Source organism: Flavobacterium sinopsychrotolerans, from assembly GCF_900110375.1.
GTDB lineage: Bacteria > Bacteroidota > Bacteroidia > Flavobacteriales > Flavobacteriaceae > Flavobacterium > Flavobacterium sinopsychrotolerans.
Genome location: NZ_FODN01000007.1, coordinates 1 through 23598 on the forward strand (window position 1 = coordinate 1; position 23598 = coordinate 23598).

The window sequence follows — 23598 nt, forward strand, 5'->3', positions numbered from 1 at the left end:
AACAACAGGTTTATTTCGAACAATAACTTTGATGTGGGATTACTCTATAGAAACAAAAGTTTCTATTTGAGTTTCAATGCCAGTAATATTCTGGATAAAGACATTGACAATTTTAGCGGTATAGAACCGAGTCTTTTGAGAAATTATCAGGTGTATTCCGGATACGTTTTTAAAAACAACAGCAATAACAGGGCAGAGATTGAACCATCAGTATACTATCAATTGTTTGCCAGTGACAGACGTTCAAGTACCGATATCAACATCAAGTACCGAAAATACAACCGCTATGACGATTACTACTGGGGTGGGATATCGTATCGTTTTTTGAATGATCAAATAGGAAAGCCATTAAATTTAGGACCAATGGTTGGTTTCAAGAAGTCTAATTTCTATTTTGGGTATTCGTATCAGGTGACGCTTAACGAGCTTTCGGCATACAATTCAGGAACTCACGTGGTTACGATAGGATTGGATTTTCTTCAGGGAATCAGTAATTGCCCTTGTACCCAAAGTCCGGTTCACGACTAAGAACCTTCTTTTTTTAACAACAAATCCGATACGTTTTTACAGCGTATCGGATTTGTTATTTAAAACCGTTTTCAGTCCATATTGGGTGTTATTTTAGTCAAATTGAAAGTAACTTCAAATCCTTTTGTTTTGCGTTTTTTGTCCCTTACAAAGCATCTATAAACGTTTATGGAATGTTTTTGACTGTTGAAACGTATTGGAGACATTCAGAAAATTTTAGGCATCTTTTTTGGTAGATTACAACGATTTCGTTAGTAAAAAATGAATTTATAGGTTTTTTTCCAATTTGTTACTCCTTTAAAAGTTCTATATTTGTTATTCTTTCTAAAAACAATAAACTAATGAAGACCTTAAAAGACTTTAATTTCAAAAATAAAAAAGCATTAATTCGTGTAGATTTTAATGTTCCCTTGGACGAGAATTTCAATGTAACAGATGCTACACGTATAGAAGCAGCAAAACCAACTATAGATGCTATTTTAGCACAAGGTGGAAGCGTAATTTTGATGTCACATTTGGGCCGTCCAAAAGGAGTAGAAGAAAAATACTCTTTGAAACATATTTTGAAAACGGCATCAGCTATTCTTGGAGTTTCTGTTCAGTTCGCCACAGATTGTATTGGTTCAACAGCTAAAAATGCTGCTGAAAAGCTACAAGCAGGGGAAGTTTTATTGTTAGAAAATTTGCGTTTTCATAGCGAAGAAGAAGCAGGTGATATTGCTTTTGCAAAAGAACTGGCGTCACTTGGAGATATTTATGTAAATGATGCTTTTGGAACGGCACACAGAGCACATGCTTCAACTACCATTATTGCACAATTTTTCCCAGCTGAAAAATGTTTTGGATTGTTATTGGCTAAAGAAATTGAAAGTTTAAACAAGGTTTTGAAAAACAGTGAAAAACCGGTGACGGCAGTTCTTGGAGGATCTAAAGTGTCTTCTAAAATTACTGTTATCGAGAATATTTTGGATAAAGTAGACCACATGATCATAGGTGGCGGAATGACTTTTACTTTTGTGAAAGCATTAGGAGGTAAAATTGGGGATTCTATTTGTGAAGATGACAAACAAGAATTAGCATTGGAAATTATGCGTTTAGCTAAAGAAAAAGGAGTTCAAATTCATATTCCGGTTGATGTTGTGGCAGCAAATGCTTTTGCAAATGATGCCGAAACTCAAATTGTTGATGTTAATAAAATTCCTGACGGTTGGCAAGGATTGGATGCAGGTCCAAAATCATTGGAAAACTTCCATAAAGTAATCATGGAATCCAAAACAATACTTTGGAATGGTCCATTGGGTGTTTTTGAAATGGAAAATTTTGCAAAAGGAACTATTACCCTTGGAAATTCTATCGCTGCATCAACTGCAAACGGTGCATTTTCACTTGTAGGCGGAGGCGATTCTGTTGCTGCAGTGAAACAATTTGGATTAGAAGATAAAGTGAGTTACGTTTCTACTGGCGGTGGCGCTATGTTAGAAATGCTTGAAGGCAGAATATTACCTGGAATTGCAGCTATTTTAGATTAAATGCAAGCGCAGGTGTATTGAAGGTTGCTTTTTATAAAAATTTATTTTTAAGAAAGTGATAAATTATTGTAGTGTAAAACCTTGGTAACAATTTTTTGTAATCAAGGTTTTTTTATTTAAAACCAGACTTTACTTCAGCAACCAAAATATAAGGGCCGATTATGATGTAAAAAAAAGGTGGCTCTTTATTTAGCATTGCCAAAAAATATCCTAGTGTAACCATTTCGGACTTAAAAAAATGGAACGGTATTCGCAGTGAAGATGTCAAACCTGGAATGAAGTTAAAAATAAACGGATAATACAATAAACTTCTATAAATTTGGGTTTCATTTTATAATTGAATAGTAATGAATAAAGCCCAGTTTTTAGTTCTGTTTGTTTCTCTGCTGTTGTTTTCCTGTAAAAAGGAGAATGATCATGTGCCTCGTAAGACAACGGGCAAGATCAATACGATTTCAGTTATTATTGATGACCAGTTATGGAATGGGGAGATAGGAGACAGCATCCGAAACAAGTTTGCATCGCCAGTAATTGGGTTGCCACAGGAAGAACCTTTATTCAACATCAATCAATATCCAGTCAAGCTTTTAGAAGGGTTTATGACCGATACCCGAGCGATCATAGTGGTCAAAAAAGCAGAAGAAAACAAGTTCGAAATCAAAAAGAACCAATACGCATCACCTCAAAACGTATTTCATATTTCAGGCAAAACTGCCGCTGATATTATAGCTTGTATTGAGAAAAATGCCCCGAAAATGATTCAGATAATCAAAGATTCCGAAATCGCTGAGAGTCAAAAAATCAACAGCCAGTCATTAATTGATCCAAAAGTAATTGAAAATAAATTCCATGTTTCATTACAGATTCCTTCCGGTTATGCCTATGTACTTCAAAAAAGTAATTTTTTGTGGCTAAAAAAGGAAATCATAGGCGGGAATACCAGTATTTTACTGTATCAGGTGCCTATAAACACCATCAAAAAAGGCTCCAATTTGATTACTGATATCATAAAAATGCGGGATTCTATAGGGAAATTATACATTAGTGGAAAGGAACCCGATACCAATATGATTACTGAAGAAGCGTATGCGCCGTATCTTTTTAAGATCAATCTGGACGGGAAGGAAACCTTTGAAACTAAGGGAACCTGGCAGCTAAACAATGATTTCATGTCCGGACCTTTTATCAATTATGCTATTATTGATGCCGATTATAATCGAATTTTGGTTTTAGAAGGATTTTGTTATGCTCCATCAAAAGATAAACGAGATTTAATGCATGAACTGGAAGCTATTATAAAATCAGTTGTTGTTGTAAAAAGATAATTTTTATTTTCTTTTATTTGCATTCTATAAAAAATACTCAAAGCATGGCAATACAATGGAAAATAAAGGCGTTTGACGCACTTTCGGTTCACGAACTTTATGATTTACTGCGATTAAGAAGCGAAATTTTCGTAGTGGAGCAAAACTGCGTTTATCTTGATTTAGATGGAAAAGATAAGGTGGCTTTGCATCTTTTGGGTGAATTTGAAGGTAAAATAGTCGCACATGCCCGACTTTTCAAAGCAGGAATCAGTTTTGATAATGCATCTATTGGCAGAGTAACGGTCGATGCCAATTATAGAGACAGGAAATGGGGGCATGACTTGATGCGGGAATCAATTGCAGGAATTGCACATCATTTTGGCGAAAGCAAAATCACTATCGGAGCACAGTTGTACCTCAAAAAATTCTATGAAAGTCATGGTTTCGTGCAAACGAGCGAAATGTATCTGGAAGATGATATTCCGCATATTGAAATGCAACGTAATTAATTTACATTTTCAAAATTGTTTTATACTCCACGTTGTTCAAAATACTTACTGATCTCTTAATTTCTGAGTTGTTTTTGGTGTAATATTGATACAATCCTTCCTGATATTGATAGCGTTTGATGATTTCATCGACCATCAGGTTTTTGATTTCCTTGTGGTTTTTATCCAATAAAGCATTTTCGCTTTTCTGAAGTGCTGCCAGCAATTGTTGATATTCGGCGAGAATAGATTCGTCCAGTTTTTCTTTTTTGGCTACAGCCAAAGTGTTTTTCAAAGCCAATTCCGTTTCCGTGTCAAAAGAGAATTTCTGCACTTTCAAGAATTGTTTGAAATCTAAATAATCTGCATCAGAAATGACCGGAATTTGATTTCCTAAATTAGGATTTTTATAATAATAAGCGGTGGCATAGTTGAAAATTCCGTCGTTTCGAAGCAAAGCATTCGTTATTGGACTAGATTTTGTTTCTTCCAGTTCCACATCTGGTTGGATTCCTCCGCCATCATAAACGGTTCTGCCTTTTCGGGTTTTAAAAGCATTGAAGTTTTTCTCTTCTGTTTTTATCGCCATTCCATTTTTGTCTTTTCGAGAGTAATCCAAAGCTTGTATACATCTTCCGGATGGCGTATAATAACGGGAAATAGTTACTTTTAGCTGCGTTCCAAAAGTCAAATCTACCGGTCTTTGCACCAGTCCTTTTCCAAAACTGCGGCTTCCCACCACCACAGCGCGATCTAAATCCTGTAGTGCGCCAGCGACAATTTCTGATGCCGATGCACTCCGGCCGTTAACAAGAATAATCAAAGGAATTTCAGTATCTACAGGATCTTTGGTCGTTTTGTAGGTGCTGTTGTGTTTCTCTATTTTTGATTTTGTAGTAACGATAATCTTATTTTTTGGAACAAATAAATTACAAATATTAACGGCTTCATTCAAGAGTCCACCCGGATTATCTCGTACATCCAATATAATGCGTTCCGCACCTTCTTTTTTGAGTTGTTCCAAAGCTTCTTTGGTTTCCAAGGATGCTTTTTTGTTAAAATGCGACAGCACAATATAACCCGTTTTGTCATCTATTTTTGCGAAAAAGGGAACCGATTTGATTTCGACTTCGTCCAAAATTATTTGGGTAGTGTTCATTTTTCCCTGACGGATGTATTTGACATCAATCTTCGTGTTTTTGGTGCCTTTGAAAAGCTGAGAAGCTTCATCTTTAAAATCAGATAAAAGTACATCACCAACCTGAATAATTTCATCTCCGGCCTTTAAACCCGCTTTATCGGCAGGGAAATCTTTATAAGGTTCCTTGACAATTAATTTGTCTTCTTTTCGAGTCAATAAAGCGCCTATTCCGGTATATTCTCCGGTATTGTTTATCTTGAATCGCACCACATCCTGCTCGTTGAAATACACGGTGTACGGATCTAAATTAGCCAGCATTCCTTTGATGGCCTTGTCCATTAGTTCCCCAGGATTGGTTTCATCGACATAATTGCGGTTCAATTCCTTGAAAAGTGTGGTGAATATCTCGATTTGCTTAGCGATTTCGAAAAAATCATCTTTGAAACTGGTTCCAATAAACAGAAATGCCGATGCGACAACTGGAATTATGAATTTTTTTTTGAAGAAAGAATACATTGTTTTATATTTTTTTTGACTTAAATTTTTTTCTAATAAAGTAACCTGCAGCAAACAGAATTATGATAAACGGCCAAATGCTGAGTAGATTTATAAAAAAACTCGAAAGGCTATTGAATCCTGATTTGATAGCAGTCCAAATTTTCATTCCGTAAGAGGTAGTTACACCACTTTCTTCGGCGATAGATTTGTAGAATTCTATAGTAACGGTGCTGAACGAAACTTGGTTTTGCATGTAGTTCAACTGACCTTCTTTTGCTTCGATTTCTTCTCGAATAGCGGAAAGTTGTTTTTCGATTTCCAGCATTTCTGTTACCTTATTTGCTTTTTTCAAAAGTTCGAGATAACGATTTTCAAGGACTTTTTTAGCTTTTAATCTCGCATCAATATCAATATATTCAGCGGTTACATCCTGAGAAGATATTTCTTTATTGTCAAAATAAGCGACTCCTTTTGAAATGTCTTTTAAAAACGAATCGAAATTTTTACTTGGAACACGAATGATTAATTTTCTAAAAACAGACTCGTAATTCTTACCTTCCGTATCATTTTGGATGATTGCATTATGGCTCTTTACCGCATTTTGTATTTGAGTATAGGTAGACTGTAAATCATTGGTTTCAAAACGAAGATCGCCTTGTTTGATAATTTTTTGTTCAATGTTTTGCTGAGTTTCCTTTGTCGATGAATTTAAATCGGTTCTGTTATAAAGTGCATTGCCAGTCGAAGCATTTTTTACAGGAACTGCGATAGCCTGCACAGTCTCGTCACTTACAACATTCTCCGAAGAAGAATCACTTTTTTTACAACTGGAAAAAGAAAATAATAGTAGAAAGAATAGGGCTATTGACTTCATAAACATTAAAATTTTAATGCTAAAAATACAAAAAATAGAATTGCTACTCTTCTTTTTTTATTTGGAGCAAAAACTTCTCAAACAATTGAATGGTTTTCGTATTAATTTCATCGTATGTCAAGCGATCTTTCGTTTGGTAAAAAAACATAAAGGAATACGGTTGGTCCAGATTGTCAATCAAAAGGTGTTTGTTCAGACGATAGGTTTCACGCAGCACCCGTTTGAAATAATTGCGGTCTACGGCTTTCTTAAAATTCTTTTTGGAAACCGATACGCCCATTTTTATTTTTTCACTTTCGTCAAAAGAACCGGCTTTATACACCAATCGCAACGGATATTTAGATACTGATTTTCCTTCGGTAAATAATAATCCAATGGTTATTTTGCTTTTTAGCTTTTCGTTTTTTGGGTAAGTGAAGTTCATTTTAATATAAAAAAGTCATGGATTTTGACGTGCAAAGTTACGATTAAACGTTGAGCCTGTATATTGTTTCGGTTTTAAATACCACTAAAAATATATTTCTTACTTTTACGGCAAATTTTTAAAGCATGCAAAAACTGATTTCGTATCCCATTTCCGTAATTTATTATTTGTGTTTCGGTCTTACTTTGGTTATTTTTCATCCAATTCAGTGGGTTTGTTTCCATGTTTTTGGCTATCAAGCCCATAAAATAAGTGTCGATTACTTGAATTTTTTCTTGTTGAGATGCACGAACCTTTTGGGGACAACCTACAAATTTGAAAACATAGAAAGCATTCCTGAAAATGTTCCTTTAATTTTTGTGTCCAATCATCAAAGTATGTACGATATTATTGCGATGATTTGGTTTTTCCGCCGTTTTCATTGTAAATTTGTCAGTAAGAAAGAATTAGGAAGCGGTATTCCAAGTGTGTCATTTAATTTACGTCACGGAGGTTCAGTTCTTATTGATCGAAAAGATCCCAAACAAGCTATTCCGGCCATCAAAGGATTGGCAGAATATATTGAAAAACACAACCGTTCGGCAGTTATTTTTCCGGAAGGAACACGAAGCAAGACTGGGAAGCCAAAAGAGTTTGCGCAAAGCGGTTTGAAAATTTTATGTAAACATGCGCCTTCGGCTTATGTGGTTCCAGTGAGTATAAATAATTCTTGGAAAATAGTTAAATACGGATTTTTCCCGCTAGGTTTAGGAAATCGCCTTACCTTTGTAGTACATAAACCGTTAGCGGTTAAAGAATATGATTTTGCTGAATTAATGGAAAAAACAGAAGCAGCAGTAGTTCAAGGAATAAAAATTTAATTTATATATAATGTCAATAAAAAACATTCGATTAGAAGTAATGCAGTTTTTGGAAAAAAACGTAGATAGCTTTGTCGATCAGTATCTAATTCCAGTGGAGAAAATATGGCAACCAACAGATTTTTTGCCTAATTCCCAAAGTGATACTTTTTTTGATGAGGTCAAAGAATTACGTGAAATTGCAAAAGAATTACCTTATGATTTCTGGGTAACTTTAGTAGGGGATACCATTACTGAGGAAGCTTTACCAACCTACGAATCCTGGTTAATGGACGTAGAAGGAATTGATAACGTAGAAAGAAATGGATGGTCTAAATGGATCAGACAATGGACTGGTGAGGAAAATCGTCACGGTGATTTACTGAACAAATACTTGTATTTATCTGGTCGTGTAAACATGCGTGAAGTAGAAATCACAACGCAACATTTGATAAACGACGGTTTTGATATTGGAACCGGAAGGGATCCATACAAAAACTTTGTATATACCAGTTTTCAAGAATTAGCAACGTACGTTTCTCACAACAGAGTAGCACAAATGGCTAAAAAATATGGTGATAACAAATTGTCTAAAATGTGCAAAATGATTGCTGGTGACGAGATGCGTCATCATCATGCGTACAGCGAATTTGTAAACCGTATTTTTCAAGTTGATCCAAGTGAAATGATGCTTGCGTTTCAATACATGATGAAAGCAAAAATTGTTATGCCTGCGCATTTCTTGAGAGAATCCGGTGAAAAAATCAGCACTGCTTTCGAACAGTTTTCTGATTCTGCACAACGAATTGGGGTTTATACCGCAGCGGATTATGTAGATATTATGCAAAAATTAATTGAAAAATGGGAAATTGACAAAATTTCCGGTTTGACAGATGAAGCAGAAAAGGCTCGTGATTACTTGATGAAATTACCTGGAAGAATGGCAAAAATATCAGAAAGATTAGTGATTCCAAAAGAGTCGCATATCTTCAAATGGGTAGAGCCAGCTTTAGTAAGATAGATTTTTGAGTTCTAAATAAAGAATAAAAATGTTGGATTTTGAAGTTGGAGAACTTTGAAATTCAACATTTTTTTTAAAAGTAAATAAACAATGATAAACCCTGATTTAATAAGCAAAACGATTCTTTTTGTAAAAGAAAAACTAGAAAATGCCGAAGGCGGACACGACTGGTTTCATATCGAAAGAGTGTTTAAAAATTCCGTTCTGATTTCAAAAAATGAAGTTTGTGATGTCACTGTTGTCAAACTTGGGGCTTTGCTTCATGATATTGCCGACAGTAAGTTTCACGATGGAGATGAAACCGTTGGTCCAAGAATAGCTAGAGATTTTTTAGAATCAGAAAATGTTGATGAAGAAATCATCGCTCATGTGGTGAATATCATTGAAAACATCTCCTACAAAGGCGGTAGTTTCGAAAAGAAATTCTCCTCCATAGAATTAGATGTGGTTCAGGATGCAGACCGTTTAGATGCGATTGGCGCCATTGGAATCGCCAGAACATTCAATTATGGCGGATTTAAAAATAGAGCGCTCTACGACCCTAAAATTGCTCCAAATTCTAGTATGACCAAGGAGGAATACAAGAAGAATGATTCTCCAACGCTCAATCATTTTTATGAAAAGTTATTGCTTTTGAAAGATAAGATGAATACAGAGACCGGAAAACAAATCGCACAAGAAAGACACCGTTACATGGAAGGATTTCTATCGCAGTTTTATGCGGAATGGGAAGGGGAAAAGTAATATTTTTGATTGCAGATGTTTTCCGATTGCTGGTTTTTTAAATCAAAAATCAGTCCCGATAGCTATCGGGATTAATCAAAAATCTTAAATTGAAATCCCTTTTGCTTTCATTTCCAGAATCACATCCGAAGCATTTTTAAAAGTGGGGGCTTGCTCAATAATGGTTCCCACTCTTTTTTTGTTAAGTTTAAAGGTGATATCATTCTCCGTTGTAAACAGTAACGCGGTTAAAAACGGGTTATTCATAAAAGGGGCTAAAATCATGAAAGCTTCATCAAGTGTATGAAAACTTTCTATTTCTTCAGTTTTGTAACGCGCCGTAAGCGAAAGACTAAATATGTCATTCTCCAGTAAAACGGGACGCACATAAATATTTTTCAGTTCGGTATCACCAATGGTTTTGGCAAGTGTTAATTTGGCGTAAGTTCCATTTTGGATGCTTTCTTTTACTTTTTCCCAGAAAAGTGCAAATACAGGTTGGAAGGACATAAGTTTAATTTTAGATGATGTGTTATATTCCGAAACGGGTCTGCAAAATTAAGTGTTGTAAATCAAACAATCTCTTTTTGAGGAAAGATTATTTTAAAGGATATTCACTTGTAAATCAAAAAGAGAACCAATGTGGCTCTCTTTTGTTATTATTTCCCAGTAAAAACTGCTTTTCTTTTCTCTAAGAAAGCCGTTGTTCCTTCTTTAAAATCTTCCGTCCCAAAACATTTTCCAAAGGCTTTTATTTCGGCTTCATAGCCATTTTTTCCTTCTTTGAAATTAGCATTTACCGCTTTTATGGCTTTGCCAATAGCGTAAGGAGAGTTCTTGATTATTTTATTGGCCACACTTATGCAGTAGTCTAAAAGTTCTGCTTCAGGGACTACGTGATTTACCAGTCCAGTTCTGTAGGCATCCTGAGCGGTTACCATTCCTGCGGTCATAATCATTTCCATGGCGCGTCCTTTTCCTATCAATTGTGGCAAACGTTGTGTTCCTCCATAACCCGGAATTACGCCCAATGAAACTTCAGGCAATCCCATTTTTGCATTTTCCGAAGCGACTCTGAAATGACACGCCATCGCTAATTCTAATCCGCCACCCAATGCAAAACCATTTACGGCTGCAATTACCGGAGTTTTTAAATTCTCTATAAAATCAAATAATTTTTCTTGTCCTTCTGCCGCTAATTGCGTTCCTTCTTCAATCGAAAAATGAGCAAATTCAGAGATGTCAGCTCCGGCTACAAACGCTTTTTCACCGCTTCCCGTTAAAATAATAGCACGAATTTCATCATTTTTCCCTAATGTTTTGAATGCTTTATTCAAATCTGAAATCGTAGCAACATTCAACGCATTTAGTTTTGTAGGACGATTGATGGTAATCGTAGCAATGTTATTTTCGGTTGTAATTAAAAGATTTTCGTAGTTCATAATTGTATTTTTAGGTGTTAATTATTGGAAGTGATACAATAAAAGTAGTTCCTTTTCCAAATTCAGTTTCAAAGGTAATCGTTCCTTTATAATTTTCGATTATGTTTTTTATAATTCCAAGACCAAGACCCATTCCGCTGCTTTTGGTGGTAAATTTTGGTTCGAATATGCGGTTGATATCTTTGGGCTGAATACCAATTCCGTTATCAGAAACCGTAATTAATACATTGTTTGCTTCTTTTTTGATGCGAACCACAACAGATTTATGTTCTTGTTGTTCCGGAATGGACTGAATGGCATTTTTAGCCAGATTCGTGATAATCCGTATGAGTTGCGTTCTGTCAATTTTCGAAATAATTTCTGGAGAATCACTTTGGAAAACAATGTAATCCTCGTTGAAAATATCCATGGCCAGCTCTACAACAGCCACAACATTCAAGGTTTCATTTTGCTGAGCCGGCATCGATGCGAAATTTGAAAAAGCCGAAGCCACCGCACTCATAGTATCAATTTGTTGAATCAAAGTTTCCGAGTAATCGTTCATTTTCTGTTTTACATTGGGATCTGTCGGGTCAAATTTTCGTTGAAAACTTTGTACCGTTAAGCGCATTGGCGTAAGCGGATTCTTGATTTCATGCGCCACTTGTTTCGCCATTTCGCGCCAAGCTTCCTCACGTTCGCTTTGTGCTAATTTGATGGCACTTTTTTCCAGTTCATCCACCATCCCGTTGTATGCTTTTATCAAAAGATTTATTTCCTTGCTATTGGCTTCCAGAACAATTTTCTCGTTTTTTTGGTTCAAACTCGTTTCACTCAGCTTATCTGAAATGGTTTTCAAGGATTTAGTGATGTAGGACGATAGAAAATAAGCAAAGGCGAAAGCTATAATAAGCATGAAGGCATAAACCTGCCCCAGACGAATTAGAAAACTTTTGAGTTCATTTTCATAATAGCCGTCATCTTCTACATAAGGTAAATTTAAGATTCCCAATGGTTTGAATTTATCATCTTTAATCTGGCTGAAAGCAGAACGGTTTTTTTTACCATCAATGGTTTTAATGTCCACGTATCTTTTTTCGATAGAGGAACGAACCAGTTTTAAAATATATTTGGGAATTGGCGGTGCCACTTTATCAACAGAAAAGGATTCCTTAGAGGATTTTAGCAATTTGCCGTCCAGACTGTATATGTTGATTTCGATGTTGTGAATGTGGGCTAATTCGTGAATTTTATCTTTAAAAATTAAATCCAGATTACCAGAAGTCAACGGATAGGTAGTGGTGGAAAGAATGAAGTTAATGTGTTGTTTTACTGCATTTTCATTTCGTTCCAAACGCTCTTGGTGGTATTCTTTAGCTTCATTTTTAAATTGGAAAATAGAAATGGAAGCTAATATTACAGAAGCCATTATTATCAATACAATCATCGAAAGGAAAATCCTGATTCGTAACGAAAGCATTGCTATTTTGAAGCTTTTAAACATTTTTTTTTTAGTTTACAGTCTCAGTCCCGGTTTACAGTTACAGTTGGAAACTGCGACCGAAAACTGGGACTGAAAACTATTTTTTCTCTCTAATTCTTTTGTAAAATTTAAACCCAAGCATAATCAAAATGGAGAATATGAAAATCCCAATCACACCATAAATCCAGTTAACCGCATTTTTTAAAATTACTAAAAATACCACAGCAAACAGGATAATGGTTGCTCCTTCGTTCCACAAACGCATGAAATTTGTGGAATATTTCACTTCGTCATTTTGCAATTGCTTGAATATTTGTTGGCATTTTGCATGGTACAAATACAACACAAATACAAAGCCAAGCTTTACGTGCATCCATGGCATTTTTAACCACGCTTGGCCTAAATCAGTAAAAAACAACATCCAAAAAGCAAAAATACTGGCTAAAACTGCTGATGGCCAAGTGATAATGTACCACAAGCGATAGGTCATTATTTTGTACTGTTTCTGTAAAATTTCTTTCTCTGGGGAAGGTTTATCAGCCACTTCAATTTGGTAAACGAATAAGCGCACAATGTAAAATAATCCTGCAAACCATGTGATTACAAAGATGAGGTGCAGGGATTTAAGGTAATTATAGTATTCCATCGTTAGTTTGAATCAGTTTTGTATTCATTTCTTTTTTTAGAAAATAGCCAGTCAATATCGTTGATAAAATATCCGCGATTGGGAATGCAATCCACACGCCAAAAATACCTAAAAAATTTGGTAGTATCAGCACTAACGGAATCAGGAAAAATCCTTGTTTGCTTAGCGTCAAAAGCAAAGCTTTTTTTGCCTTTCCCGCCGCTTGAAAATAAGCTGCACCAATTAACTGTACCGCTATGATTGGCGAAGCCGCAAAAACCCAACGCAACGCTTCGGGGGTTTCTGTAATTACTTTAAGGTCTGTAGTGAAAACGGCGACGATAGGTTTGGCAAAAATTAGAATTACCACAAAAATCAGCGAGGCTAGAATGGCGGCATATTTTATCGACAGTTGTACACTTTCTTTCACTCTTTCATAATTTCCCGCACCGTAATTGAATCCGGCAATTGGCAGAAATCCTTGTGTAATTCCCAGAATGGGAAACAAAGCAAACATCAACATTCGGCTGATAATTCCATATATAGCAACGGAATGTTCGCCGCCATAGGTGTACAAAGTATGATTTAGGATTATCGCTAAAATACTCACGACTCCTTGTCTTGAAAAAGTCACAAAACTCAATTCGGTTATTTCCTTTACAATAGGAATGTTGAATTTGAAATGCCTGGCTTTTAGTTGTAGTTCACTTTTGAAATAAAAAAACCAAAACACGAATAAAAAGCACGTGAAATAGGATATGGCTGTAGCCAAAGCAGCGCCAAACATTCCTAAATTGAGGTATTTTATAAAAATAATGTCTAGTAAAATGTTTATAAATGCAGGGATAATCATGGCGACCATGGCAAACTTAGCCTTGCCTTCGGCACGAATCACGTTGTTACCCATCATGCAAAGCGCTAAAAATGGAACACTAATAATTATGGGAATAAAAAACTCTTTCGCGGGTTCCACAATAGCTCCTTTAGCACCAAAAAGCATTAGCATTTCATCACTAAAAAAAAGACCAAAAACCACAAAAACGGATGCTAATAAAAAAGTCATCATGATTTGATTGCCAAAGGTATGCAATGCTTTTTCCTTGTGATTGGCTCCCAATGCTCGGGAAAGTACTGAGCCTCCGCCCACACCAATTGCCATTCCCAAAGAAGAAATCAAAAAGGTGATGGGCAAAACTACCGTTACCGCCGCAATGGCCAAAGAACCAATCCATTGTCCGACAAAAATGGTGTCAATTAAAATATTAACCGACATGAATAAAATCCCAATAGACGACGGGACTGCTTGTTTTATCAAGAGTTTTTTGATGTCCTGAGTTCCTAACTCATCGGCGGAAACAGCCATTTAGGCAATTGTTTTTTCGGAATTAACTTCTTTTTTGATGGATGAGGAGGTATTTGACCAATTTGTAATCCAGTTACTCACGGTTTTACACCAATCGTCACTGTCATTCAAACACGGAATTGCTTTGAAGTTTTCTCCTCCGTGAACTTTAAATTCATGATTGGCTTCCATGGCAATTTCTTCCAAAGTTTCCAAACAATCCGATACAAAAGCAGGCGTTACAACAGCAAGATTTTTAATTCCTTTTTCAGGCATTTTGTTTACTTCAACATCCGTGTAAGGTGTCAACCATTTGTCCCCCGCTAAGCGCGATTGAAAGGTCTGGCTGTATTTTCCTTCTGGGATTCCCAATAATTTCACCACTTGTTTGGTGGTTTCGTAACATTGGTGACGGTAGCAAAATTCATGTGCCGGCGAAGGCGTGTTGCAACAAGAACCGTCTATTTTACAATGGGATTTGGTGATATCTGTCTTGCGAATGTGACGCTCCGGAATTCCGTGGTACGAGAATAATAAATGATCATAATCAAAACCTTCTAAATGTCCTTTGATAGAATCGGCCAGATTTTGTAAGTAATCAGGTTTGTTATAAAATGCAGGAACAATCGTAAATTTCATTTCCGGAAAGTGCTTTTTACGCAATTCTTCGGCCAGTTCTAATATTGTAGTCGTAGATGCCATTGCATGTTGTGGATACAAAGGGAAAAGCAGTACTTCATTCACGCCTTTGTCATGCAGTTCTTGTAAACCAGACAATAAAGATGGGTTTCCGTAACGCATGGCTAAGGAAACGGGAATATCAACTAATTGCTTTACTTTGGCGTGCATTCTTTTGGAAATAACGACAAGCGGAGAACCTTCGTCCCACCATATTTTTGCGTAAGCGGCTGCTGATTTTTTAGGTCTTGTTTGTAAAATTATTCCACGAACTAATAATGCTCGCAACAAAAACGGAACGTCAATTACGTATTTGTCCATTAAGAATTCATCTAAATATGGTTTTACATCTTTAGCAGTTGGACTTTCCGGAGAACCTAAATTAACTAATAATACACCTTTCATGTTGTCTTTTTTTGTTGGCACAAAAGTAAATAAACTTACTTTTTTATAAATTGCGATTAACTATTTTTTATTTATTGTTTAATATAAGAAATCAATTGTTTACGACATATTCGGGTTGATTGACATCAAATATTTTTTTGGAGTAGTGGCAAATTTCTTTTTGAATGCCGCTATGAAATGACTTCCTGTACTGTATCCAATTTTCAATCCTACTTCATTTACATTATAGGAACCGCTATCGAGTAATTTTCGGGCAAAATCCATTTTGTAGTCAAATAGAAAGCCATAAACGGTATCTCCATAAATTTGTTTGAAACCCATTTTTAGTTTCTTTAAATTCAAACCTATTTCATCGGCTAATTCTTGTAGTCCGGGCGGTTCGGCCATGTTGGCAATAATGATTTCTTTGGCTTTTCTAATCTTCATTACATTGTCTTCGTCTATTAAAAACGGACATTGCTCTGCATTTGGATCTTCGGTTCGATTGAAATACAAACTCAATAATTCGTATCCTTTTCCTTTGTAATACAGGTTTTTTATCGACGGATGCAAGCTGTAATGGAATAGTTGCGACAAAACAATTGCCATCGATGGACTTATATTTCCTTCGTTATAATATTTTTTGTCTTTATTATCGGCGCTTAAAAAAGTAATATAATCCGCTTCTGTCGAAAATAAAGCATGAAACTTCTTTATAGAAATAATCACAGAAATCACCCAAGAATTTGGTGCTAATTCCAGATTTAAAGGCAATTCCTTTTGTGGATTGTACAAAAGCAATGATTTCTCCTCTTTCAGTTCCAATGCATAGTTTCCTTGATTAAAGATAAATTTTGCATTTCCTTTTAATCCAAAATGAAACTGAATCAATCCGCTGCTCACTTCACGTTGGGCTTGAAAGGCATCGGTACTATCATTCTGAAAGCGAATGAGCGTAAAGTCATCTTCAATTTTTATAATTTCCTGAGAACCCATAGCGATGTTTTTTTAATATGAAAATGATAATTATCAGATTACTTTATTTAGAAAGACTCTAAATAAAGTAGCTAAAAGAACCTGTTTTTGCTACAAAAATAAGGGTTTTTATAATAAAACAACGATTTAAAACTAATAAATCACATAGCGATACAAAAAGTACTTCTAGCGTTACTTTTATAAACACTATAGTTCTAATTTTGTTTCACTTTCTGGAAAAGTGCAAATATGGAAAACAATAACACATCAAAGCATCACTATTTTTACGCAGTTGGATTGAGCTATAAAAAAGCAGATGCTGAGATTAGAGGTAAGTTTAGTTTAGACGCTGCTGCAAAAACGCGTTTGCTAGAACAAGCTAAGAATGAAGGAATAGAGAGTTTAATAGTCACTTCTACCTGCAACCGTACTGAAATTTACGGTTATGCGGAACATCCCTTTCAATTAATCAAATTAATTTGCGAGAACAGTCAAGGCTCTGTTGAATCATTTCAAAAGGTAGGTTTTGTCTATAAAAATCAAGAAGCGATCAGTCATATGTTTCGTGTAGGAACTGGTTTAGACAGTCAGATTCTGGGTGATTTTGAAATTATCGCACAAATAAGAAATTCCTTTTCACAGTCAAAATCGTTGGGTTTAGCCAATGCTTTTATGGAAAGATTGGTGAATGCCGTTATCCAAGCTAGTAAAAAAATAAAAACAGATACAGAAATTAGTTCTGGCGCTACTTCGGTTTCTTTTGCCGCAGTTCGTTATATTATCAACAATGTGCAAGACATTGGGAACAAAAACATTCTCTTGTTTGGTACCGGAAAAATTGGTAGAAATACGTGTGAAAATTTAGTAAAACATACTAAAAACGAACATATTACTTTAATCAACAGAACCAAAGAGAAAGCAGAGAAATTAGCCGGAAAATTGAATTTAATCGTTAAAGATTATTCTGAACTGCATTTGGAACTACAAAAAGCAGATGTTGTTGTGGTAGCAACCGGTGCACAAAATCCAACTATTGACAAAGCAATTCTGAATTTGAAAAAACCAATGTTGATTTTGGATTTATCAATTCCGAAAAATGTGAATGAAAATGTCGAAGAAATTGAAGGCGTTACGTTGATTCACATGGATTATTTGTCACAACTAACAGACGAAACTTTAGAAAATAGAAAAAAACATATTCCTGCTGCTGAAGCGATCATTGAAGAAATCAAAGAAGAATTTATAACTTGGACCAAAGGCAGAAAATTTGCACCGACAATCAATGCTTTGAAAGCAAAATTGAATGCGATAAAAACATCTGAATTAGATTTCCAAAGTAGAAAGATTTCAAATTTTAATGAAGAGCAAGCGGAGATTATCAGCAACAGAATTATCCAAAAAATAACAACTCATTTCGCTAATCATTTGAAAGATGATGATACCATGGTAGATGAAAGTATTGAATGGATTGAAAAAGTTTTCAAAATAGGAGCGACTACAAAATAATGAGCAAAACAATACGAATAGGAACTCGCGATAGCGAACTCGCGCTTTGGCAAGCCCATACGGTCGAAAAAAAGCTAAATGATTTAGGCTATAAAACCGAAATTTTAGCGGTAAAATCACAAGGAGATATCATCCTTGACAAACCACTTTACGAATTAGGAATCACAGGGATTTTTACTAAAACGCTAGATATTGCCATGATAAATGGTGATGTAGATATTGCGGTGCATTCCATGAAAGATGTTCCTACGGCTTTGCCAATAGGAATTGTTCAGGCAGCTGTTCTGGAAAGAGCCAATACGTTGGATATTTTGGTACACAAAGGAAACCTTGATTTTCTTAATGGAGAAGGTACAATTGCCACAGGAAGTTTGCGTCGTCAGGCACAATGGTTGAACAAATATCCCAATCACAAAGTAGTGGATTTGCGTGGAAACGTCAATACAAGAATGAAGAAATTGCAGGAAAGCGATTGGAACGGAGCTGTTTTTGCAGCAGCAGGATTAGAAAGAATCAACTTGAAACCTTCTAATTATATCGATTTGGATTGGATGATTCCAGCGCCGGCTCAAGGTGCTATGGTTGTTGTTGCAATGGCTGATGATGAATTCTCCAGACAAGCGCTAAACGAACTTAACGATATTGATACCGAAGTATGTACACATATCGAAAGACAGTTTTTAAAAACACTCGAAGGCGGTTGTACGGCACCAATTGGCGCTTTAGCAGTTTTTGTAGAAGATGATATTTTGTTTAAAGGCGTTCTGTTTTCTATCGATGGGAAACAAAAAATCGAAATTGAAAAAACCGTTCCGATGCAAGAATGGAAGAAATTAGGTTTTTATTGTGCCAAAGAAATTCTAGAAAATGGCGGAGTAGAATTGATGACAGAAATTAAAAATAATTTGAAGAAATAATGGGACAAACGAGCATTTTATCCACCAAAACATTGTCGGCAGAACAAAGGCAAGTATTTCTTGATGCTAATTTTGATCTTTTAGAACAAGATTTCATCGAAATTAAAAACAACCTTTTTGAACTGAAAACAATCAACAATAACTTGATTTTTAGCAGTCAAAATGCTGTTTTAAGTTTGATAGAACAAAACGGTTGGGAAGTTTTAAAGACTAAACCAGTTTTTTGTGTCGGTATAAAAACCAAGGAATTACTCGAGTCGCATGGCTTTACAGTCGATGTTTATTTGGATTACGCATCTGAATTAGCCGAAATAATCACTTTAATTTACAACAAAGAAAGCTATACTTTTTTGAGCGGAAATTTGCGTAAAGAAACGTTGCCAGAAGCATTAAAAAGTGCAGGAATAACTTTTAACGAAATCGAAGTGTATCAAACAACGCTTGCGCCTTTTAAAATATCAGACCAGGAAAAGTTTGACGGAATTTTATTTTTTAGTCCATCTGGTGTTGAAAGTTATTTGACAAATAATAAAATAAAGAATGAAGTTTGTTTTTGCATAGGCACTACTACAGCATCAGCATTAGAATCAAAGAAAATTAAAAACATAGTAATAGCCGAAACGCCAACTATTGAAGAGGTGATAGAGGAAGTTATTGAATATTATACAACGGAAAGCATCTAGCAATCTGCTAAAATTTAAATACATGATTAAGAACGACCTATTTTTAAGAGCACTAAAAGGAGAAACAGTACAACGTCCACCAGTTTGGATGATGCGTCAAGCGGGAAGATATTTGCCGGAATTCATCGCTTTGCGTGATAAATATGATTTTTTTACCCGTTGTCAAACTCCAGAATTAGCTGCTGAAATCACCGTACAACCGATAAGAAGAATCGCTCCAGATGCCGCGATTTTGTTTTCGGATATATTAGTAATTCCGCAAGCAATGGGAATTGATGTAGAGATGAAACCTAATTTTGGTCCGTATTTACCAAATCCAATTCGCACGATTCAGGATGTGGAAAAGGTAATTGTTCCAGACGTTCACGAAACTTTGGGGTATGTTTTTGAAGCTATCAAATTGACCAAGGAAATGTTGAATGATGAGGTGCCGTTAATTGGTTTTGCAGGTTCTCCTTGGACAATTATGTGTTACGCAGTGGAAGGGAAAGGTTCTAAAAGTTTTGATATGGCTAAAGGATTTTGTTTCCAACATCCAGAAGCGGCGCATGTTTTATTGCAAAAAATAACCGATACCACTATTTTATATTTGAAAGAAAAAGTAAAAGCAGGAGTAAACGCCGTGCAAATTTTTGACTCTTGGGGCGGAATGCTTTCTCCAGTTGATTATCAGGAATTCTCTTGGAAATATATCAACCAAATCATTGAAGCATTAGCTGATGATGCACCGGTAATTGTTTTCGGAAAAGGATGTTGGTTCGCATTAGGCGAAATGGGAAAAAGTAGAGCTTCAGCATTAGGAGTTGACTGGACTTGTTCTCCAAGAAACGCGAGATACTTGTCTGGTGGAAATATAACATTACAAGGAAATTTTGATCCATCAAGATTATTATCTCCAATTCCGGTGATTAAGAAAATGGTACACGAAATGATTGACGAATTCGGAAAAGATAAATACATCGTGAATTTAGGTCACGGAATTTTACCAAATATTCCTGTTGATCACGCAAAAGCGTTTATTGATGCAGTGAAGGAATACAATCAGTAGTCAGTCACAGTCACAGTTTTCAGTTTCCATTTTTGTAGCTGAAAATCGTTACTGAAAACTAATTTATAATGAAAGAACAATTTTATTCTTACATACAAAACCTTCAAGACCAAATCTGTAAAGGATTGGAAGCAGTTGAAGGTCAAGCCAAATTCCGTGAAGACCTTTGGGAACGTCCGGAAGGTGGTGGCGGAAGAACCCGTGTAATTGAAAACGGACAAGTTTTCGAAAAAGGCGGTGTCAATATTTCGGCAGTACACGGGAAATTACCGGAAGCCATGCAAAAAATGTTCAATGTAGGCGAAGCTGATTTTTTTGCCTGCGGACTGAGTTTGGTATTGCATCCCAAAAATCCAATGGTACCAACCGTTCACGCGAACTGGCGTTATTTCGAAATGTACGATGACAATGGAAATGTAATCCAGCAATGGTTTGGTGGCGGACAGGATTTAACCCCATATTATCTGTTTGAAGAAGATGCGATTCATTTTCATCAAACTTGTAAAACGGCCTGCGACAAACACAACCCGGATTTTTATCCAAAATATAAGAAACAATGCGATGCCTATTTCTGGAATGCTCACAGAAATGAAGCACGTGGAATTGGCGGATTGTTTTTCGATTATTGTAAAGCAACAGGTGACATGAGTATGCAAAACTGGTTTGATTTCGTATCTGAAGTCGGAAATAGTTTTCTCGAAGCGTATGTTCCCATCGTAGAAAAAAGAAAAGATTTACCGTATACTCCAGAACAAAGAACGTGGCAGGAAATCCGCCGTGGTCGTTATGTGGAGTTTAATTTGGTGCACGACAAAGGCACTTTATTTGGTCTAAAAACCAACGGAAGAATCGAAAGTATTCTGATGAGTTTGCCGCCACATGTACAATGGGTATATGACCATCATGCAGAAGCTGGAAGCGAAGAAGAAAAGTTAGTAAACGTATTAGAAAATCCTAAAAATTGGATTGTAGATTGATGATTAACGATTTTTGATTTCAGATTTTCTGTTATCAATATTTAGTTTTAAATCATAAATCAGCAATCGCTAATCTAAAATCATAAATCATATGTTCCCATTACACAGAGGCAGAAGATTAAGAACAAGCGAATCGATTAGAAGTTTAGTTCGTGAAACCAGTTTGAGTCCAGCGGATTTTATGTTTCCTATGTTTATTGCTGAGGGAGAAAATTATCAAGTAGAAATTTCCTCCATGCCAGGAATATTTCGTCGTTCTATTGATTTAACGGTAGAAGAAGTCAAAGAAATATTTGCATTGGGAATTCGTGCCGTGAATATTTATGTAAAAGTCAGTGAAAATTTAAAAGATAACGAAGGAAATGAGGCTTGGAATCCAAACGGATTAATGCAAAATGCCATTCGTGCCATCAAAGCCGCTTGTCCGGAAATGATTGTAATGCCTGACGTAGCTTTGGATCCGTATTCTATTTATGGCCATGACGGAATCATTGCAAACGGCGATGTAGAAAACGATTCGACGAACACAGCTTTGGTAAAAATGGCTGTTTCCCATGCACAAGCCGGTGCCGATTTTGTAGCTCCATCAGACATGATGGACGGACGCGTGTTGCGTTTGCGCGAAGGCCTGGATGCTGCCGGTTTTCATAACGTGGGTATCATGAGTTATTCTGCAAAATATGCTTCTGCATTTTACGGGCCGTTCCGTGATGCATTAGACAGCGCTCCTGTTGACGCCACTGAAATTCCAAAAGACAAAAAAACATACCAAATGGATTATGCCAATCGCATCGAAGCCATCAAAGAAGCGTTATGGGATGTGGAAGAAGGCGCAGATATGGTCATGGTAAAACCTGGAATTGCGTATTTAGATATCGTTCGTGAAGTCAAAAATGCCGTAAATGTTCCGGTAACGGTATACCACGTTTCGGGAGAATATGCGATGATCAAAGCCGCTGCCGAAAGAGGTTGGTTAGACCACGATAAAATTATGATGGAACAATTAATGTGTATCAAACGCGCCGGAGCAAGTTTAATTTCGACTTATTTTGCCAAAGAAGCTGCGATACTTTTAAATAAAGTGAAATGAAAAAATGTTTAATAATAGCTGTTTTATTGCTATCCAATAGCATTTTTGCACAAGTTGAGGTGGTTTCCACTTTCATCGAGAAATGGGATAATTCCAAAGATTATTTAGTAGCCGTTGCAGAAGCTATGCCAGAAGATAAATATGATTATAAGCCTGCTGAACGTGAAATGTCTTTTAGAGAACAATTATTTCACATACAAGAGAATATGAATTGGTTGAGCACAACGCATTTTTCGGAAGAGAAATATGTGAAAAAAGAAGCGGTAAAAGGATTTTCGAAAGCGCAAATAATCCAAGAAATAAAAGCCTCTTTTGATAAAGCAAAGGCTTTTGTACAAACAACCAATGATGCTGAATTATCCCAAAAAGTAGTTTTTTTTGCAGGTCCAAAATCAAAATTGCAGATACTTAATTTGATGCAAGATCATGTTACTCATCACAGAGCGCAAATTTTAGTATATTTGAACCTGAATCAAATTCAGCCACCCAAATATGTGGGTTGGTAATTTTTACTGCTTTAGACATCAATAATTAAAGAAATTAACATGAGAAAGACGTTATTTTTATTTGCCGTTTTAGCATTAGCTTCTTGTAAAAAAGAAGAAGTAAAAAAAGAATCTTTATACCCAACCACTACCGAAGAAGTTGCCCAAACTCCAGAGGAATTCGGGGAGGAAATTTTCAAAGGAAAAGGAAATTGCGTGGCCTGTCATCAAGTTGATAAGAAAGTGATAGGGCCAAGCCTGCAGGATATTGCTAAGATTTACAAAGATAAAAATGCTGATATGGTAGTGTTTCTTAAAGGGGAAGGCGAGCCTATTGTTGACCCAAGCCAGTATGAAGTTATGAAAACAAACTTCGCTGTCACCAAAGCGATGTCTGATGACGAATTAAAAGCCTTAGAAGCCTACGTTTACTCACATTTGAAATAATTCACATTGAACTTGTTTCAGTATCAGGAGCTAATCCTGCTATTCGCTGTATTCCCGATAAATAAAAACTACGGCAAAAAAGCCTTGTTTTTCTAAATCGGGAGATGCCGCTGCTATCAGGGCTAAAATACAAGAACCATTCGTCTCTGCGAGTGGTTTTTTTAT

General features: G+C 36.0%; 25 protein-coding genes. 15 read left to right on the plus strand and 10 right to left on the minus strand.

Going from position 1 to position 23598, the window contains the following annotated elements:
• From BMX64_RS12085 to BMX64_RS12105, 4 genes are all read left to right on the plus strand, one after another.
• Positions 1 to 528: PorP/SprF family type IX secretion system membrane protein (locus BMX64_RS12085; protein ID WP_143056079.1), on the plus strand; the 528-nt coding region annotated here is incomplete at its 5' end.
• A gap of 341 nt (positions 529 to 869) precedes the next feature.
• Complete coding sequence (locus BMX64_RS12090; protein ID WP_091172221.1) at positions 870 to 2057, plus strand: phosphoglycerate kinase; 1188 nt, start codon at positions 870 to 872, stop codon at positions 2055 to 2057.
• Positions 2058 to 2404: 347 nt separating this feature from the next.
• Positions 2405 to 3382, plus strand: a complete 978-nt coding sequence (locus BMX64_RS12100) for a DUF4837 family protein (protein ID WP_091172223.1) — start codon at positions 2405 to 2407, stop codon at positions 3380 to 3382.
• Between the two features lie 44 nt (positions 3383 to 3426).
• Entirely contained in the window at positions 3427 to 3873 is a 447-nt protein-coding gene (locus tag BMX64_RS12105) for a GNAT family N-acetyltransferase (RefSeq protein ID WP_091172225.1), read from the plus strand.
• Position 3874: 1 nt separating this feature from the next.
• Here the strand turns inward: BMX64_RS12105 and BMX64_RS12110 are convergent, their stop codons facing one another.
• The 3 genes from BMX64_RS12110 to rnpA are packed head-to-tail and all read right to left on the minus strand — an operon-like array spanning position 3875 to position 6789.
• A complete protein-coding gene (locus BMX64_RS12110; protein ID WP_091172816.1) occupies positions 3875 to 5509 on the minus strand; it encodes a S41 family peptidase in 1635 nt (544 codons plus the stop codon).
• Between the two features lie 4 nt (positions 5510 to 5513).
• Complete coding sequence (locus tag BMX64_RS12115; RefSeq protein WP_091172821.1) at positions 5514 to 6365, minus strand: DUF4349 domain-containing protein; 852 nt, start codon at positions 6363 to 6365, stop codon at positions 5514 to 5516.
• A gap of 43 nt (positions 6366 to 6408) precedes the next feature.
• Positions 6409 to 6789, minus strand: a complete 381-nt coding sequence (gene rnpA, locus BMX64_RS12120) for a ribonuclease P protein component (protein ID WP_091172227.1) — start codon at positions 6787 to 6789, stop codon at positions 6409 to 6411.
• Between the two features lie 125 nt (positions 6790 to 6914).
• Here rnpA and BMX64_RS12125 point away from each other — a divergent pair, with 125 nt between their 5' ends.
• The 3 genes from BMX64_RS12125 to BMX64_RS12135 all read left to right on the plus strand — a co-directional run bounded on the left by BMX64_RS12125 (position 6915) and on the right by BMX64_RS12135 (position 9393).
• Positions 6915 to 7649, plus strand: coding sequence for a lysophospholipid acyltransferase family protein (locus BMX64_RS12125; protein WP_091172229.1), 735 nt, complete (start codon positions 6915 to 6917; stop codon positions 7647 to 7649).
• Positions 7650 to 7659: 10 nt separating this feature from the next.
• On the plus strand, positions 7660 to 8649 hold the full coding sequence (locus tag BMX64_RS12130; RefSeq protein ID WP_091172231.1) for an acyl-ACP desaturase: 990 nt from the start codon (positions 7660 to 7662) through the stop codon (positions 8647 to 8649).
• A gap of 90 nt (positions 8650 to 8739) precedes the next feature.
• Positions 8740 to 9393: an HD domain-containing protein gene (locus BMX64_RS12135; RefSeq protein ID WP_091172233.1), complete on the plus strand. Its 654-nt coding sequence runs from the start codon at positions 8740 to 8742 to the stop codon at positions 9391 to 9393.
• 84 nt (positions 9394 to 9477) lie between these two features.
• Here BMX64_RS12135 and BMX64_RS12140 read toward each other — a convergent pair whose 3' ends face one another.
• The 7 genes from BMX64_RS12140 to BMX64_RS12170 all read right to left on the minus strand — a co-directional run bounded on the left by BMX64_RS12140 (position 9478) and on the right by BMX64_RS12170 (position 16301).
• Complete coding sequence (locus tag BMX64_RS12140) at positions 9478 to 9882, minus strand: hypothetical protein (protein WP_091172235.1); 405 nt, start codon at positions 9880 to 9882, stop codon at positions 9478 to 9480.
• A gap of 149 nt (positions 9883 to 10031) precedes the next feature.
• Positions 10032 to 10814, minus strand: a complete 783-nt coding sequence (locus BMX64_RS12145; RefSeq protein ID WP_091172237.1) for an enoyl-CoA hydratase/isomerase family protein — start codon at positions 10812 to 10814, stop codon at positions 10032 to 10034.
• Positions 10815 to 10824: 10 nt separating this feature from the next.
• Positions 10825 to 12297 carry a sensor histidine kinase gene (locus BMX64_RS12150; protein WP_396180376.1) on the minus strand — a complete coding sequence of 491 codons (1473 nt, stop codon included), beginning with the start codon at positions 12295 to 12297 and terminating at the stop codon, positions 10825 to 10827.
• 76 nt (positions 12298 to 12373) lie between these two features.
• Positions 12374 to 12922, minus strand: coding sequence for a CopD family protein (locus BMX64_RS12155; protein ID WP_091172241.1), 549 nt, complete (start codon positions 12920 to 12922; stop codon positions 12374 to 12376).
• On the minus strand, positions 12909 to 14264 hold the full coding sequence (locus BMX64_RS12160; RefSeq protein WP_091172243.1) for an MATE family efflux transporter: 1356 nt from the start codon (positions 14262 to 14264) through the stop codon (positions 12909 to 12911). The genes BMX64_RS12155 and BMX64_RS12160 overlap by 14 nt, the downstream gene beginning before the upstream one ends.
• Positions 14265 to 15326: a ferrochelatase gene (gene hemH, locus BMX64_RS12165; protein ID WP_091172245.1), complete on the minus strand. Its 1062-nt coding sequence runs from the start codon at positions 15324 to 15326 to the stop codon at positions 14265 to 14267.
• A gap of 99 nt (positions 15327 to 15425) precedes the next feature.
• Complete coding sequence (locus BMX64_RS12170) at positions 15426 to 16301, minus strand: helix-turn-helix domain-containing protein (RefSeq protein WP_091172247.1); 876 nt, start codon at positions 16299 to 16301, stop codon at positions 15426 to 15428.
• Between the two features lie 228 nt (positions 16302 to 16529).
• Here BMX64_RS12170 and hemA point away from each other — a divergent pair, with 228 nt between their 5' ends.
• From hemA to BMX64_RS12210, 8 genes are all read left to right on the plus strand, one after another.
• Positions 16530 to 17786: a glutamyl-tRNA reductase gene (gene hemA / locus BMX64_RS12175; protein ID WP_091172249.1), complete on the plus strand. Its 1257-nt coding sequence runs from the start codon at positions 16530 to 16532 to the stop codon at positions 17784 to 17786.
• Complete coding sequence (hemC, locus tag BMX64_RS12180; protein WP_091172251.1) at positions 17783 to 18703, plus strand: hydroxymethylbilane synthase; 921 nt, start codon at positions 17783 to 17785, stop codon at positions 18701 to 18703. Before hemA ends, hemC begins: the two co-directional genes overlap by 4 nt.
• Positions 18703 to 19386 carry a uroporphyrinogen-III synthase gene (locus BMX64_RS12185; RefSeq protein ID WP_091172253.1) on the plus strand — a complete coding sequence of 228 codons (684 nt, stop codon included), beginning with the start codon at positions 18703 to 18705 and terminating at the stop codon, positions 19384 to 19386. The genes hemC and BMX64_RS12185 overlap by 1 nt, the downstream gene beginning before the upstream one ends.
• Before the next feature lie 22 nt (positions 19387 to 19408).
• A complete protein-coding gene (hemE, locus tag BMX64_RS12190; RefSeq protein WP_091172255.1) occupies positions 19409 to 20434 on the plus strand; it encodes a uroporphyrinogen decarboxylase in 1026 nt (341 codons plus the stop codon).
• A gap of 68 nt (positions 20435 to 20502) precedes the next feature.
• Positions 20503 to 21411: an oxygen-dependent coproporphyrinogen oxidase gene (hemF, locus tag BMX64_RS12195; RefSeq protein ID WP_091172257.1), complete on the plus strand. Its 909-nt coding sequence runs from the start codon at positions 20503 to 20505 to the stop codon at positions 21409 to 21411.
• Positions 21412 to 21502: 91 nt separating this feature from the next.
• On the plus strand, positions 21503 to 22501 hold the full coding sequence (gene hemB / locus BMX64_RS12200; RefSeq protein WP_091172260.1) for a porphobilinogen synthase: 999 nt from the start codon (positions 21503 to 21505) through the stop codon (positions 22499 to 22501).
• On the plus strand, positions 22498 to 23007 hold the full coding sequence (locus BMX64_RS12205) for a DinB family protein (RefSeq protein ID WP_091172261.1): 510 nt from the start codon (positions 22498 to 22500) through the stop codon (positions 23005 to 23007). Before hemB ends, BMX64_RS12205 begins: the two co-directional genes overlap by 4 nt.
• A 39-nt stretch (positions 23008 to 23046) precedes the next feature.
• Positions 23047 to 23433, plus strand: a complete 387-nt coding sequence (locus tag BMX64_RS12210) for a c-type cytochrome (protein ID WP_091172263.1) — start codon at positions 23047 to 23049, stop codon at positions 23431 to 23433.
• Positions 23434 to 23598: the final 165 nt, after the last annotated feature.